Source organism: Aquiluna sp. KACHI24 (assembly GCF_025997915.1).
In the GTDB taxonomy this organism is placed as follows: Bacteria; Actinomycetota; Actinomycetes; order Actinomycetales; family Microbacteriaceae; genus Aquiluna.
On sequence record NZ_AP026677.1, the window covers coordinates 537,260 to 550,957 of the forward strand.

General features: G+C 53.2%; 15 protein-coding genes and 1 other RNA gene. 10 read left to right on the forward strand and 6 right to left on the reverse strand.

Features of this window, described 5'->3' with window-relative positions:
• Positions 1-2: 2 nt before the first annotated feature.
• The 8 genes from OO713_RS02740 (at position 3) to OO713_RS02775 (ending at position 6,437) form a co-directional block, all read left to right on the forward strand.
• Positions 3-1,406 (forward strand): M20/M25/M40 family metallo-hydrolase, encoded by a 1,404-nt coding sequence (locus OO713_RS02740; protein WP_264786156.1) that lies wholly within the window; start codon positions 3-5, stop codon positions 1,404-1,406.
• A 27-nt stretch (positions 1,407-1,433) separates the two neighbouring features.
• Positions 1,434-1,769, forward strand: coding sequence for an iron-sulfur cluster insertion protein ErpA (gene erpA / locus OO713_RS02745; RefSeq protein ID WP_264786157.1), 336 nt, complete (start codon positions 1,434-1,436; stop codon positions 1,767-1,769).
• A 77-nt stretch (positions 1,770-1,846) separates the two neighbouring features.
• Positions 1,847-2,713 (forward strand): cytochrome c oxidase subunit II, encoded by an 867-nt coding sequence (gene coxB, locus OO713_RS02750; protein WP_264786159.1) that lies wholly within the window; start codon positions 1,847-1,849, stop codon positions 2,711-2,713.
• A 2-nt stretch (positions 2,714-2,715) separates the two neighbouring features.
• Positions 2,716-4,404: a cytochrome c oxidase subunit I gene (gene ctaD, locus OO713_RS02755; RefSeq protein WP_264786161.1), complete on the forward strand. Its 1,689-nt coding sequence runs from the start codon at positions 2,716-2,718 to the stop codon at positions 4,402-4,404.
• Complete coding sequence (locus tag OO713_RS02760; protein ID WP_264786162.1) at positions 4,404-4,817, forward strand: cytochrome c oxidase subunit 4; 414 nt, start codon at positions 4,404-4,406, stop codon at positions 4,815-4,817. Before ctaD ends, OO713_RS02760 begins: the two co-directional genes overlap by 1 nt.
• Positions 4,818-4,928: 111 nt before the next feature.
• Positions 4,929-5,381, forward strand: coding sequence for an isochorismatase family protein (locus OO713_RS02765; protein WP_264786163.1), 453 nt, complete (start codon positions 4,929-4,931; stop codon positions 5,379-5,381).
• 71 nt (positions 5,382-5,452) lie between these two features.
• Positions 5,453-5,824: a transfer-messenger RNA gene (ssrA, locus tag OO713_RS02770) on the forward strand.
• A gap of 64 nt (positions 5,825-5,888) precedes the next feature.
• On the forward strand, positions 5,889-6,437 hold the full coding sequence (locus OO713_RS02775; RefSeq protein ID WP_264786164.1) for a GNAT family N-acetyltransferase: 549 nt from the start codon (positions 5,889-5,891) through the stop codon (positions 6,435-6,437).
• Positions 6,438-6,485: 48 nt separating this feature from the next.
• On the opposite strand, the gene OO713_RS02780 is transcribed toward OO713_RS02775, so the two are convergent.
• From OO713_RS02780 to OO713_RS02795, 4 genes are read right to left on the reverse strand one after another with little or no spacing between them, the layout of a single operon-like run.
• Positions 6,486-8,147, reverse strand: coding sequence for a cytochrome bc complex cytochrome b subunit (locus OO713_RS02780; protein ID WP_264786165.1), 1,662 nt, complete (start codon positions 8,145-8,147; stop codon positions 6,486-6,488).
• 2 nt (positions 8,148-8,149) lie between these two features.
• On the reverse strand, positions 8,150-9,172 hold the full coding sequence (locus OO713_RS02785; protein ID WP_264786166.1) for a Rieske 2Fe-2S domain-containing protein: 1,023 nt from the start codon (positions 9,170-9,172) through the stop codon (positions 8,150-8,152).
• An 8-nt stretch (positions 9,173-9,180) separates the two neighbouring features.
• Positions 9,181-9,969: a cytochrome c gene (locus OO713_RS02790; RefSeq protein ID WP_264786167.1), complete on the reverse strand. Its 789-nt coding sequence runs from the start codon at positions 9,967-9,969 to the stop codon at positions 9,181-9,183.
• Positions 9,970-10,593, reverse strand: a complete 624-nt coding sequence (locus tag OO713_RS02795; RefSeq protein WP_264786168.1) for a heme-copper oxidase subunit III — start codon at positions 10,591-10,593, stop codon at positions 9,970-9,972.
• Between the two features lie 104 nt (positions 10,594-10,697).
• On the opposite strand from OO713_RS02795, the gene trpD reads away from it, so the two are divergent.
• Entirely contained in the window at positions 10,698-11,753 is a 1,056-nt protein-coding gene (gene trpD, locus OO713_RS02800; protein WP_264786169.1) for an anthranilate phosphoribosyltransferase, read from the forward strand.
• A 94-nt stretch (positions 11,754-11,847) separates the two neighbouring features.
• Here the strand turns inward: trpD and OO713_RS02805 are convergent, their stop codons facing one another.
• Complete coding sequence (locus OO713_RS02805; RefSeq protein ID WP_264786170.1) at positions 11,848-12,318, reverse strand: NUDIX domain-containing protein; 471 nt, start codon at positions 12,316-12,318, stop codon at positions 11,848-11,850.
• A complete protein-coding gene (locus OO713_RS02810) occupies positions 12,305-12,910 on the reverse strand; it encodes a hypothetical protein (protein ID WP_264786172.1) in 606 nt (201 codons plus the stop codon). The genes OO713_RS02805 and OO713_RS02810 overlap by 14 nt, the downstream gene beginning before the upstream one ends.
• A gap of 20 nt (positions 12,911-12,930) precedes the next feature.
• On the opposite strand from OO713_RS02810, the gene OO713_RS02815 reads away from it, so the two are divergent.
• Positions 12,931-13,671 (forward strand): glycerophosphodiester phosphodiesterase family protein, encoded by a 741-nt coding sequence (locus tag OO713_RS02815; RefSeq protein ID WP_264786173.1) that lies wholly within the window; start codon positions 12,931-12,933, stop codon positions 13,669-13,671.
• Positions 13,672-13,698 lie beyond the last annotated feature (27 nt).

The following is a 13,698-nucleotide window of genomic DNA, read 5'->3' on the forward strand; positions in this document are numbered from 1 at the left end:
CCATGACATTCTCTAAAGTCTCGGTTTCCAGCGAACTGCAAGCCAAAGTTGAATCTTTTGTTCAAGAAAACTTCTCACTTGCGGTTGGGGATCTTGGGGAGTTAGTCAAGATTCCGGGAATTGCTTGGCCAAGCTTTGACCCGAACAATCTGAATCGTTCCGCTGAAGCAGTGAAGAATCTACTTTCTGCGACTGGGTTATTTGACTTTGTAGAAATCAGAACCGCACTCAAGCCAAATGGCGAACCTGGCTCTCCCGCAGTCCTCGCGCGCAGGGCGGCCAAGAACGACGCGCCTCATGTTCTGCTCTACGCCCACCATGACGTCCAGCCACCAGGAAATCCAGAGCTCTGGGAGAGTGAGCCATTTCAGGCCACCCTGAAGGGGGAGAGGCTTTATGGTCGCGGTGTCAGCGATGACAAAGCTGGGGTAATTACCCACGTCTATGCGCTCAAATCCCTTGCTCAGTTGGCCGGAGACGTGAACCTGGGAATTACATTGTTTATCGAGGGCGAAGAAGAGGCCGGTAGCGAGTCCTTCTCGAACTTCCTGGCAGACAATCGGGCAGAGCTCGCGGCTGATTTGATCATTGTCGCCGATAGCGGCAACTGGTCAATCGACACTCCTGCTTTGACCAGCACCCTTCGCGGCGTGGTCTCGCAGACCTTCACGCTCAAGACGATGGATCACGCACTTCACTCTGGAATGTTTGGCGGTCCACTCCCAGACGCGATGACCGCCATGGTGAAGCTCTTGGCAACGCTCAACGATGAGGCCGGAAATGTTGCCGTGGCTGGCCTCAAAACCGTTGATGTCGCGGAGCTGCCGTTCTCAGATGCTGATTTCAGGGAGCAGGCAGGTCTACTTGATGGCGTTGAACGTATCGGCACCTATTCACTTTTGAAGCAAAACTGGGGCGCTCCTGCGATCACGATCATCGGCTTGGATGCCCCGGCGGTTGCCACGTCTTCGAACACTGCTCAGCCACAAATCACTGCTCGTATCTCGATGCGTTTAGCTCCCGGTGAGGACCCAAATCACGGCCTTGCCATGCTGCGTGAGCACCTAGTGGCACATGCGCCCTATGGAGCGCACATCGAGTTTGGTCACTCCGAGCAAGGTCCTGGATACTTTGCCAAGCAGGGCTGGGCAGCCGAACTCGCCAAGGAAATTTTGGGAAGGGTTTGGCCTGAGCCCGCAGTCGAGATCGGTGTCGGTGGTTCGATCCCGTTTATTTCAGAATTCGCGACAGTATTCCCAGAGGCAGAAATTCTCGTCACTGGCGTCGAGGACCCCGATTCCAGGGCTCACTCTCCAAATGAGTCCCAACATCTTCCAACCCTCAAGCGAGCAATCACCGCAGAAGCGCTGCTACTGCTCGCTGGGAATCAGATGCGTCGCAGCTAGTTAAACTTGTAGGCAACAGGAGGAAACATGTCACAGGCACACGGTGTAGTACTTACCCCAACGGCGGTTGAGAAGGTGAAGAATCTGCTTACCGCAGAGGGTAGAGACGATTTGCGCTTGCGAGTGGCTGTTGAGCCAGGCGGCTGCTCAGGTCTGATCTACCAGCTTTTCTTTGACGAACAGGTTGAAGAAGCCGACGCAATCGTTGCCTTTGATGGCGTTGAGGTGGTCGTTGACCCGATGAGCGTTCCTTACCTGGATGGCGCTTCGATTGATTTTGAGGACTCAATCCAGAAACAAGGCTTTACCATCGACAATCCAAATGCTGCCGGTACCTGCGCATGTGGAGATTCCTTCAGCTAAATCGGTGCGAAACGCCTGAAACTAGAGAGTTTTGGGTCTAGACTTTTACCGTCTGCAGCCCAAGAAGGATGTCTCACTTGTCTAAGATTCGCCGCCGATTTTCGGCCCTAGCGTTGGCTTCCGCAGCAGCTCTAGTGCTCACCGGTTGTTCCCCAGAGCTTGAGCGAGGCTTTTTGCCCGACGCTTGGGGAGTAACCAACCACACGGACCGCATCATCCACCTCTGGAACACCTCTTGGATCGTGCTGCTAGCTGTTGGTGCACTGTCCTGGGGGCTTATGGCATGGGCGCTGATTGTCTACCGTCGCCGCAAGGGCGAGACCGGCATGCCCCAGCAGCTTCGCTACAACATGCCAATTGAGACTTTGTTCACGGTTATCCCATTGATCATGGTGGTTGGCTTCTTTGCCTTCACGGCTCGTGACATGGCAGCCATCGAGGCGAAGACCGAGAACCCAGACGTGGTTATCGAGGTAATCGGTAAGCAGTGGAGCTGGGACTTCAACTATGTAAACGACAACGTTTACTTCTCGGGCATCCAGGCTCAGTTCACCGGAGACGAAGAGAACATCATGGAAACTCTTCCGACCCTTTATCTTCCAGTTGGCAAGACGGTTCAGATTGATTTGACCGCTCGCGATGTCATTCACTCCTTCTGGGTGGTGGACTTCCTGTACAAGAAGGACATGTTCCCAGGTCAGACCAACCACATGTATTTCACTCCCCTCAAGGAGGGCACATATGTTGGTAAGTGTGCTGAACTCTGTGGTGAGTATCACTCCATGATGCTTTTCAACGTCAAGGTAGTTTCTGAGGCCGAGTACGAAGCTCAAATGCAGGCGCTAGCAGCTGCGGGCAACGTAGGGCAGCTGTCGGGCGAGTACGACAGAAACCAGAACCTCCCAGGTGGCGACCCAAGCAAGAGAACTGATTCAGAGGAATAAACATGGCAACGTTAACTGAAACCAGAATCCAGCCAGGCTCTCTCGCTCCAAAGCGTTCAAAGGGTCAGCTTCTTGTTGACTGGCTAACCACCACTGACCACAAGAAGATCGGTTACCTGTACCTGATCACCTCGTTCATCTACTTCCTGATCGGTGGCGTCATGGCCCTGATCATTCGTGCTCAGCTGACTCTTCCAGGCCTCGACATCGTTGCTTCCAAGGAGCAGTACAACCAGCTGTTCACGATGCACGGCACAATCATGCTTCTGATGTTTGCAACCCCGCTGTTCGCTGGTTTTGCAAACGTCCTTATGCCGGTCCAGATCGGTGCACCTGACGTAGCCTTCCCGAGACTGAACGCAATTGCCTATTGGTTCTTCAACTTCGGTTCTTTGATTGCAGTCTCCGGTTTTTTCACTCCTCAGGGAGCTGCATCATTCGGATGGTTCGCTTACGCACCGCTTTCTAACACCACCTTCTCACCAGGCATCGGTGGAGACCTGTGGGTCTTCGGTCTTGCCTTGAGCGGTTTCGGAACCATTTTGGGTGGCGTGAACTTCATTACAACCATCATCACGATGCGCGCCCCAGGCATGACTATGTGGCGAATGCCAATCTTCACCTGGAACACCCTGGTCACCTCAATCCTGATCATCATGTGCTTCCCTCCACTTGCGGCAGCACTGTTTGCACTTGGAGCTGACCGTAAGTTCGGTGCTCACATTTTTGACCCAGAAAACGGTGGCGCGATGCTGTGGCAGCACCTGTTCTGGTTCTTCGGCCACCCAGAGGTTTACATCATTGCGTTGCCATTCTTTGGAATCGTGTCTGAAATCTTCCCGGTCTTTAGCCGCAAGCCAATCTTTGGCTACAAGACCCTGGTCTACGCAACGATCGCGATTGCAGCTTTGTCAATGACCGTGTGGGCGCACCACATGTACGTCACCGGTCAAGTGCTACTCCCATTCTTTGCCTTCACCACAATGCTGATCGCTGTTCCAACCGGAGTGAAGATCTTCAACTGGATTGGAACAATGTGGCGCGGCTCGGTCTCATTCGAGACTCCAATGCTCTGGGCGCTTGGCTTCTTGGTCAGCTTCGTTTTCGGTGGCTTGACCGGTGTAATCCTGGCCTCCCCAGCTCTTGACTTCCACCTTTCGGACAGCTACTTCGTGGTTGCCCACTTCCACTACGTAGTGTTTGGAACCGTGGTGTTCGCAATGTTTGCAGGTTTCTACTTCTGGTGGCCAAAGTTCACCGGAAAGATGCTGGATGAGCGCCTAGGAAAGATTCACTTCTGGCTATTGTTCATCGGATTCCACACCACGTTCTTGATTCAGCACTGGCTTGGAGTCATGGGTATGCCACGTCGTTACGCCACCTACCTACCAGAGGATGGCTTCACGGAGATGAACATCGTTTCCACATTGGGTGCAGTCATCCTGGCTCTATCCATGATTCCTTTCCTATTCAACGTGTGGATCACCGCTCGAAAGGGAACCATGGTAGGCCTGAAGGACCCATGGGGCTACGGACGCTCTCTGGAGTGGGCTACTGAGTCTCCATTCCCACGACACAACTTCCACCAGATTCCTCGCATTCGCTCAGAGTCTCCGGCATTTGACCTAAACCACCCTGAGTACGCGTCTCCAGAGGCTAAGGCGTCTTATGCCAAGGAAGGCAGAATCTAATGAAGTCGAACATTGTCATCCTGCTTGTAATGGCGGCGTACTTCACTATTGCCGATATTGCCTACGCGATTTGGACCCAGCTTGAGTGGGGCTACGTGGAGCCGATCGGTACTGCTGCAATGGCCCTGCTGGTCATTTTGGCTCTGTTCATCGCCTACTACCTCAACAGCTCACTGAAGCGAACCGCAACTTTGCCAGAGGACCGCGAAGACGGAAACATCGAAGACGAGTCCGGTGAGGTCGGTTTTTACAGCCCTTATAGCTGGTGGCCACTGGTTCTCGGTGCTTCCGCGGCAATCGCGTTTGCTTCGTTGGCTGTGGGTTGGTGGATGTTCTTTATCGCCCTGCCATTCGCAATTATTGCTGTGGTCGGCTTCGTATTTGAGTACGACCGCTACGCGCACGCGCACTAGAAATTGCGACAGCCCCCAGTTCTTCTGGTAATCGACGTCCAAAAGGGATTTCGAGACCAGAGCTACTGGGGGCTTTCTGCTAACCCAGAGGTCCACTCAAACGTCTAAGCTTTGGTCAAGCTTTTTAGATCCAAATCGTGGCCGGTGGTCTTGGTGCGGCACAACTCTGCAAACCCCAACTCACCACTTGCCCCCGGGGGAGCGGGTAATGAGCTTGAGGAGTACTTATCAGGCCCAAGTGATGCCGTGATACATAAGAGTGTGAACAGCGCGTTCTATGGCACTCCAGACCTCCACCTGTGGCTGACAAGAAGAAACTTCAGGTCTTTGGTTATTTGTGGTTTCACCACCAACTACTGTTGCGAGACCACTGCTCGAATGGCGGGCAACCTCGGTTACAAGGTTGAGTTTGTAATCGATGCCACTAGTGCATTTCCGGTAAAGCTAGGCGATCGGGAGTTCACTGGGACCGAGGTAATGGCGATGAGCGCCGCTAATCTCGATGGTGAGTTCGCTCAGGTGTTGACAACCTCAGAGTTAGTTGAGAATTACCAGAACGCGTAACAAAGCGGTTGATTGCGGTGTTATCCTTTTGAACCTGGCGAAGTCCAGATTGATACAAAGTAACTAAACATGGGGATGATCGGTTTCGACACTGTAGTGATGCGTGGAGGAAGCGGGTCGAGGATGAGCACTTATCTCGTAAACGATGTGTTCAAACCAATAGGTGCCAATACAAAGCGCGCCGACTTCGCCCTAGCTGCTTAAGCTAGCCCCGAAGTCCGTCTGACTAAGTCTGATTTCAACTTAGACCCAGACGTCATTTAGAAATCTTGCTGGGGGAATGCGTCAAAGGTTCCCTCGGGACTTTGCACTTTGACTGGGCCTGTCGGTGTAGTTGCTTCAGACAAATACCGGGGTCGAGTAGAACGTAGATTGAAGCTACACCCGTAGAAGCGCCACAAACGTTGCAATGGACGGGGGTTCAATTCCCCCCATCTCCACTTTAGGAAATAGACCTCGAGCTATCTTGCTCGGGGTCTATTGCTTTTTTGGCGGTAGCCTTCAAGGGTGATTGAGATTAGAAGACTGACCCTTGATGAACTAGGGCCATATTTGGAATTCATGGATGGGCCTGCATTCAAATCACAGCCTCAGTGGCAAGGTTGCTATTGCCAGTTCTATTTGAACACCAGGGAGCAAAATGCAGATCCCAGCTCTGTAGGTGAAGTCAATCGGACCCGCGCGTGTGATCGTTTAGCAGACGGAACCATGCAGGGTTATGTTGCTCTGACTGGCGATCGAGTGATCGGCTGGATGGCAGCAAACAGCTTCAAGAACTTTATTGAGCTACCCGGAGACCAAGAAGATGCCGCCGCGATCATTTGCTTTGTAGTGGATGAAGAGTTTCAGGGCAGGGGAGTGGCAACCAAGATGCTCAGCTTCGCACTAAAAGACTTACCCAACCACGGTTATAGAGCTGTTAGCGCCGCCCCTTTGGCAAGCGGAGAATTTCTAAGTCATGGCTATCGCGGCCCAAAAAGCATGTTTGAAAAGGCAGGATTCGTGCCTGGCCCAATGGTCGACGACAAACACGTTCTAATGACAAAGGTCTTGTAAAAAACTAAACCCCTTGGGATTTCCAAGGGGTTTAGTTTTTGATTAGCTCTACTTCTTGGCAGCTGCCACAGCTTTTGGCTTGCGCTTTGGCTTTGGGGCCTCTTCAACTGCTGGAGCGTGCTCGGCGTGTGCAAGCTCGTACTCAGCCTTAGTTACCGGTGCGATGCGGTCTTCGAAGTAAATCTTGGATAGAGCAGAGCGAACTCGAGCTCCGATCGAGATCTTGCCGTCCTTGTTTGGACGAGGCAGCGTTGGCTGGTAGTCCTTGAAGTCAACCAACTTCCACAACTCGTACTTGTCAAGTGGCTCGTGAAGCTCGATGTACTCACCGTGAGGCAAGCGGACCACGCGACCAGTCTCGCGACCGTGCAGGACCATCTCGCGGTCCTTGCGCTGTAGTGAAAGACAGGTGCGCTTGGTAACCCAGTAAGCAATCACAGGGCCTACCAGCAACAAGATCTGCATGGTGGTCAGCACCTGGTTCAGTGACATCTGGAAATTGATCGCGATCAAGTCAGTGGATGCACCAGCCCATAGAACTGCATAGAAAGTCACACCAGCAGCTCCAATTGCGGTTCTAGTTGGAGCGTTGCGTGGACGGTCGAGAACGTGGTGCTCACGCTTGTCACCGGTGACCCATGCCTCGAGGAATGGGTAAGCGGCGACAAGAGCCAGGAATACTAGGGACACAACCAGTGGCACCAAGACACCGAATGGAAGTACGTAACCAAATACTGCTACGTCCCAGTTGCTTGGAGCCAAACGCAGAGCACCGTCGAGCCAACCGATGTACCAGTCAGGCTGAGTTCCAGCAGAAACTGGGCTTGGGTCATAAGGACCGTAGTTCCAAATTGGGTTGATGGTGAAGGTTGCAGAGATTGCCATGATCACACCAAAGACTAGGAAGAAGAATCCACCAGCCTTGGCAACGTAAACAGGCATCAGCGGGTAACCAACAACGTTGTCGTCACGTCGGCCAGGACCCGAGTAGTGAGTGTGCTTGTGTAGCACAACCATCATCAAGTGCAGAGCAATGAACAGAATGATCAATCCTGGGACAATCATGATGTGCAGGCTGTACAGGCGGGCCACAATCTCAGTGCCAGGGAACTCTCCGCCGAAAAGTCCGGACGAAATCGAAGGACCGATTAGCGGAATGCCCTTGATCATTCCGTCGATGATTCGCAGACCGTTTCCAGAGAGAAGGTCATCTGGAAGCGAGTAGCCAGTGAAGCCTGCAGCCATACCCAGGATGAAAAGCATGAATCCAACGAGCCAGTTCAGCTCACGAGGCTTGCGGAACGCTCCGGTGAAGAAGACGCGAAGCATGTGCAATCCGCTTGCAGCAACGAATAGCAAGGCAGCCCAGTGGTGCACTTGGCGCATCAGAAGACCACCGCGAATATCGAAGCTGATGTCCAGGCTGGAAGCGTAGGCAATTGACATCTCAGCGCCCTTGAGTGGCGCGTAAGAACCCTCGTAGTGAACTACCGCCATGGATGGCTGGAAGTAGAAAGTCAGGAAGGTTCCTGACAGCACAAGGATCACGAAGCTGTAGAGTGCGACCTCTCCAAGCATGAAGCTCCAGTGGTCAGGGAAGATCTTGCGACCGAATCCCTTCACCACCGTGCCGAGTCCGACACGCTCGTCTAGGTAGTTTGCAGTTCCAGCGAGGAAACCGCCCTGCTTTTGCTTAGTTGCGTTAGTCATCATTACTTCCTAATGTCCCAGAATGTTGGGCCAACTGGCTCGAGGAAGTCGCTTTGAGCGACGAGGTAACCCTCAGCGTCAACCGTGATTGGCAACTGGGGGAGAGGGCGCGATGCTGGACCAAAAATCACCTTGCAGTGATCGGCCAAGTCGAAAGTCGACTGGTGGCAAGGGCATAGCAGGTGGTGTGTGTGCTGCTCATATAGAGCCACAGGGCAGCCCACGTGGGTACAAATCTTGGAGTACGCAACGATTCCGTCGTAGCTCCAGTCCTTCTTGGCAGGGTCTTCTTTTAGCTCTCCAGGGTTTACACGAACCAAAAGAACTGCCGCCTTGGCTTTCTCGTTTAGCTTGACCTCGTGGTCGAGCTCCTTGAGACCTTCAGGGATCACGTGGAATACCGAACCAATGGTGACCTCTGAGGCCTTGATTGGAATGCCGGTTGGATCCTTTGTAAGACGAGTTCCCTTCTTCCACATAGTGTGCTTGAGGGTGTCACCGACGGTTGGACCGAGGTCCCCGAAGATAACAACTGCAGGGATTGGGAAGAATGCCAGGGCACCGTACAGGGTTCTGCGAATCAGTTTGCGACGAGTGAAACCAGACTCACCATCGGCAAGTTTGATGATTTCCAGTGCCTGAGCGCGTGCCTCGTCAGAGCTGCGAGCGATGTGACGATCCTCTGCAACCTCGTGATCCGGCATAAGGGTCTTGGCCCAGTGAACAGCACCAAAACCAATTCCAAGAAGCGATAGCGCCATTCCAACACCCATCCAGAAGGTGTTGTTTCTAGTTGCAGAGAGGTCACCGTCCACGATTGGGAAGGCGAAAAATCCCCAGACAGCAACGATGGCTCCAACGATGGAGACAAGGAACATGACCGACACGGCGCGTTCTGCGTTGCGGGCAGCCTTCTCGTCTTTGTCAGTCATCCTGACGCGGTGAGGCTCAATTCCTGGGTCCTTGATTGGACGATCTGCCGTCGTCGCTAGACCCGACTCGTAGACTTTCTCGATTTCACTCATGAGTGCTCCTAGTTCGACTTGGCGCCAAGCCAAACGGTGATCGCGATGATAAAGCCAAGACCGAAGATCCATACGAATAGACCCTCAGCCACAGGACCAATTGAGCCAAGCTCGTAGCCACCGACCGAAGGGTTGTTTTCTACGTACTTCAGGTACGTGATGATGTCCTTCTTGTCTTCTGGAGTTAGGTTGGCATCGTTGAAAACTGGCATGTTCTGCGGCCCAGTGATCATGGCCTCGTAGATGTGCTTCTCGGAAACACCCTTGAGCTGCGGTGCCCACTTGCCCTCAGTTAGGGCACCTGCGGCTCCAACTGCGTTGTGACACATTGCACAGTTAATGCGGAATAGTTCGCCACCGTGAGTCGGGTCGCCATCAGCGCGGAGATACTCCTCGTCAGGAATTGCAGGTCCAGGTGCCAATGAGGCAACATAAGCGGCCATCGCAGCAATCTGCTCGTCAGTGAACTGGACTGGCTTTTTGTGAAGCTGCGGTCCAGATGCCTGACCAGGCATGCGGCCAGTGCCGACCTGGAAATCTACCGAAGCAGCACCGACTCCAATTAGGGATGGGCCGCCAACGGCGCCCTCTCCATTGGTGCCGTGGCAGCTAGCGCAGTTAGCGAGGAATAGCTTTCTGCCCTCGTCAATCAATTCTGGGCTAGATAGCTCTGCCTGGACAGTGCTGGTAGCAGCGGCATAGCCACCACCGGACAACACAAGGCCCAGGAAAATCACAATTCCCGCAGCCCAGGGGCGGCGGCGTAGTGGTTTCTCGTTACTCAACTGCTTCTCCATTTATTTCAAGATGTAGACGACCACGAACAGGCCAATCCACACCACATCTACAAAGTGCCAGTAATAGGAGACAACGATTGCGCTCGTTGCCTCACGGTGACCGAAGTTTCGGACGGAATAAGCACGTGCAATCACGAGCAAGAAAGCGATTAGACCACCCGTTACGTGCAAGGCGTGGAAACCGGTCGTGATGTAAAACGCTGAGCCGTAGGAGTTAGACATCAAGCTGACACCCTCAGAAACCAACTTGGCGTACTCGTAGCTCTGTCCGGCGACGAAGATCGCGCCCATTACGTAAGTGAGGAAGAACCACTCGATCATGCCCCACTTGGCAGGAGAGTTTCCGGTTCTGCGGGGCTGCAAGCGCTCAGCTGCAAACACTCCAAATTGAGCGGTGAAGGAGCTGGCAACCAGAATCAGAGTGTTGACTAGGGCGAAGGGCACATCAAGGATTTGAGTGTCGTTTGCCCAAAGCTCTGGAGCACCTGCGCGGAGGCTGAAGTACATGGCGAAAAGGCCCGCGAAGAACATAACTTCCGAGCCGAGCCAAACAATGGTTCCTACCGAGACCGCGTTTGGTCTGTTGATTACCGCATTAGACGCGACAGTTGTGGTTGCAGACATGGCTCTAGCCTAACCCAAATTAGCCCTTCACGGCCGTGTGTTGAACCCGAAAAACAGGATTTTTTGGACTCCGAGTAGCTAATTCGGTGGGTAAAGTTCTTGGCATGCGAAATTTGTCTTGGCCCGAGGTTCTCTCGTCCCTTTTGGCGGGGGAGGACCTACCTCGCGAGTCTGCATCTTGGGCAATGCGACAGATCATGTCCGGGGAGGCGTCCGAGGCACAAATTGGCGCATTCATGATGGCTCTGCGTTCCAAGGGGGAGACCGTTGCTGAGCTAGCGGGTCTAGTCGATGTGATGCTTGAAAACGCGGTGCTGCTTGACACTGGCGCAGATGCCGTAGACATCGTTGGCACCGGTGGCGACCTAGTCGGGACCGTCAACATTAGCTCGATGGCTTCAATCGTTGCTGCAGCAGCTGGAACGCCGGTTCTGAAGCACGGCAGTCGTTCAGCGTCAGGCAAAACCGGATCATCCGAGATGCTAGAAGTGCTGGGAATTCGCCTCGACCTAGCGCCACAGCAAGTAGCTGAGGTATTCCGCCAGGTTGGGATTACATTTTTCTTCGCGCCTGTGTTCCACCCAGCCATGAGGTTTGTGGCACCTGTTCGAAAGCAGTTGGGTGTTCCAACGACGTTCAACTTCCTCGGCCCGCTGGCAAATCCAGCTCAGCCGATCGCAACAGCACTCGGCGTTGCAAACCCAGCAATTGCGCCAAAAATGGCTTTGGAGTTGTCTAGGCGGGGGAGAACCGCCCTGGTATTCCGCTCAGAAGATGGCTTGGATGAGATTTCCACCACTTCGAAGAGCCAACTGTGGGTAGTCCGTGATGGTGAGGTGGCAGAGCAAGTCCTTGAACCGCAGGATCTAGGCATCCCGAGGGCGGAGCTTTCTCAATTGATTGGTGGCGATGCCAAGCACAACGCTGAGGTTGCCAGACGACTATTTTCGGGACAAGACTTCGAAAACTCCAAGGCTGTTTTTGACATTGTCACCTTGAATGCCGCTGGCGGGATGGTGGCCTATCAAATTGCTAAAGGTAGTCAAGAACCAGTCAATGAATTGTTTTCCAAGACCCTAAAAGCTGCGCGAGAAGCAATTACATCCGGGGCAGCGAATCGCAAACTCATCGACTGGTCAGCGGCAACTCAGCAGATCTAACAACTCAAGCCCTTTATCAAAGAGGGTAGGGCTCGAGAATCTTTTACTTGACATAATGTTTATTATCGGCATTAGGTGCATTGGTTTGGCGGGCTCAGAAGTGGCTCGACCGCAAGCTGTTTGCGACTAAATCAATTGCACCGGGTGGTCCAACCCAGAGGTCTTCGTTGAGAAGATCTTCGATCGTCACCCACCGATGTGAGATGTTGTCGCGATGCTCTTCGGGAGTCCAAAGTGTTGACGCTGGTTCAAACTCAGTTTCAACGCAAATTGTGAAAAACCAAGCTGTTCCAGAGTCATATTCGTGCTTCGATTCGAACTCGAAGTGATGCTTTGCCCAAGGTCCGTTGACCTCTTTCGGAGATATCTCCAATCCGGTTTCTTCCAAAATCTCTCTAACCAGAGCTTCGATTTGAGTTTCGCCTGGCTCCATGCCGCCGCCTGGGAAGATCCACTGAGGTGGTAGGTCGACGCCCGGATCAAAGCGCGAGTGAAACATCAGAAAACGTTCACCAGGAGCAAGGATGAGCGCTCGAACGGTATTGCGGTGTCTAAACCCGGCCATTTTTATCCGCTAGCCCAAAAAATCGCAGTGAAATCTGGTTCAGGTAACCAATCAGTAGCGCGAAGATAAGAGTGCCTTCTCTTGCTTGTCCACCGAGTAAAAACCCAACCAATACCACCAGTATCTCGATGCCGGTTCTGGCCTGCCAAAAAGGCAACTTAAACCGCTGTGCAATTCCGACATTGAGGCCATCTCTGGGACCTTTGCCCATTCCGCAGGAAATATACAAACCGGTCGCGAATGACACTACGACCATGCCTCCAAGCAGCATGGCCAGCCGCGCGAGATACGAATCAAAATCCGGTATGTAAGGCATGGCCAGATCCGCGAACACCCCAATGAGAATCGCGTTTAGAACGGATCCAAGTCCCGGTTTTACCCGAAGCGGGATCCACAGCAAAAGCACCAGAGCAGAAACCACGATGGTTGATTGGCCAAAACTGATGCCGGTTTGTTTTGAAATTCCCTGAGCAAACACATCCCAAGGTGCGACGCCAATCCCAGCTTTTACCATCATCGCGACACCGATGCCGTAGATGAAGAGCCCGAGTAGAAGCTTGATTAGGCGGTAGCTGAAACTAGACTTGGGCACCACACAAGACTAGAGGTGAGATGGCTCGAACTACCTATTTCGAGGGCCCAGTTCCCCGCTTGTTTGCCCATCGTGGCCTTAGCGAACACCTAGATTCGATTGCTGAAAACTCCCTCGCCGCGTTTCAGCATGCCATCGCTCACGGAGCCACTCACATTGAATCTGATGTCCATGCCACCAAAGACCAAGTCGCAGTCTTATTTCACGACGATGATCTCGCCCGCGTTGCTGGTGTGAATAGCGCAATCGCTGACCTCACCCTCAAGGACTTGAGGTCGATTCGCTTGAAAGGTGAGGCTGTAGTCCCGACACTGGCGGAGGGGCTGGAGCTTGGTGTGAACCTCAATCTCGACATAAAGGCAAAGCGTGCCATTAGGCCCACGGTTGCGGATATCGAACGCTTTGGCGCGCATGACCGGGTCTTGGTCTCGAGCTTTTCCTCCAGTCGCCGCCGCAAAGCCCTAAAACTGCTCTCTGCTCCCGTCGCCACAAGCGCTTCGATGCGTGAGGTTGCGCTCGCCTACCTAAGTCACCGGCTTGGCGGTTTTGGGTTTGGACTTGCAGTGAAAGGCTTAGATGCATTTCAAATACCGCCCAAGATGTACGGCATCACCTTTGCAGAGCGCAGCTTTTTGGAACGACTCGCAAGGTATGGAGTTGAAGCACACTTTTGGACCGTAAATGACCCGGCTGAGCGCGAGCGGCTTATCTCACTCGGTGCTGCAGGGATCGTAAGCGATCGCGTTGACCTGATGAACTGAGTGTTTCCTGAAAATCTTTTCAATTCG

Bases quoted from the DNA above. Each gene is read 5' to 3' on its own strand.
- OO713_RS02740 (WP_264786156.1), top strand. From the start codon at position 3: ATGACATTCTCTAAAGTCTCGGTTTCCAGCGAACTGCAAGCCAAAGTT.
- erpA (WP_264786157.1), top strand. From the start codon at position 1,434: ATGTCACAGGCACACGGTGTAGTACTTACCCCAACGGCGGTTGAGAAG.
- ctaD (WP_264786161.1), top strand. From the start codon at position 2,716: ATGGCAACGTTAACTGAAACCAGAATCCAGCCAGGCTCTCTCGCTCCA.
- OO713_RS02760 (WP_264786162.1), top strand. From the start codon at position 4,404: ATGAAGTCGAACATTGTCATCCTGCTTGTAATGGCGGCGTACTTCACT.
- OO713_RS02780 (WP_264786165.1), bottom strand. From the start codon at position 8,147: ATGACTAACGCAACTAAGCAAAAGCAGGGCGGTTTCCTCGCTGGAACT.
- OO713_RS02785 (WP_264786166.1), bottom strand. From the start codon at position 9,172: ATGAGTGAAATCGAGAAAGTCTACGAGTCGGGTCTAGCGACGACGGCA.
- OO713_RS02790 (WP_264786167.1), bottom strand. From the start codon at position 9,969: ATGGAGAAGCAGTTGAGTAACGAGAAACCACTACGCCGCCGCCCCTGG.
- OO713_RS02795 (WP_264786168.1), bottom strand. From the start codon at position 10,593: ATGTCTGCAACCACAACTGTCGCGTCTAATGCGGTAATCAACAGACCA.
- trpD (WP_264786169.1), top strand. From the start codon at position 10,698: ATGCGAAATTTGTCTTGGCCCGAGGTTCTCTCGTCCCTTTTGGCGGGG.
- OO713_RS02805 (WP_264786170.1), bottom strand. From the start codon at position 12,318: ATGGCCGGGTTTAGACACCGCAATACCGTTCGAGCGCTCATCCTTGCT.
- OO713_RS02815 (WP_264786173.1), top strand. From the start codon at position 12,931: ATGGCTCGAACTACCTATTTCGAGGGCCCAGTTCCCCGCTTGTTTGCC.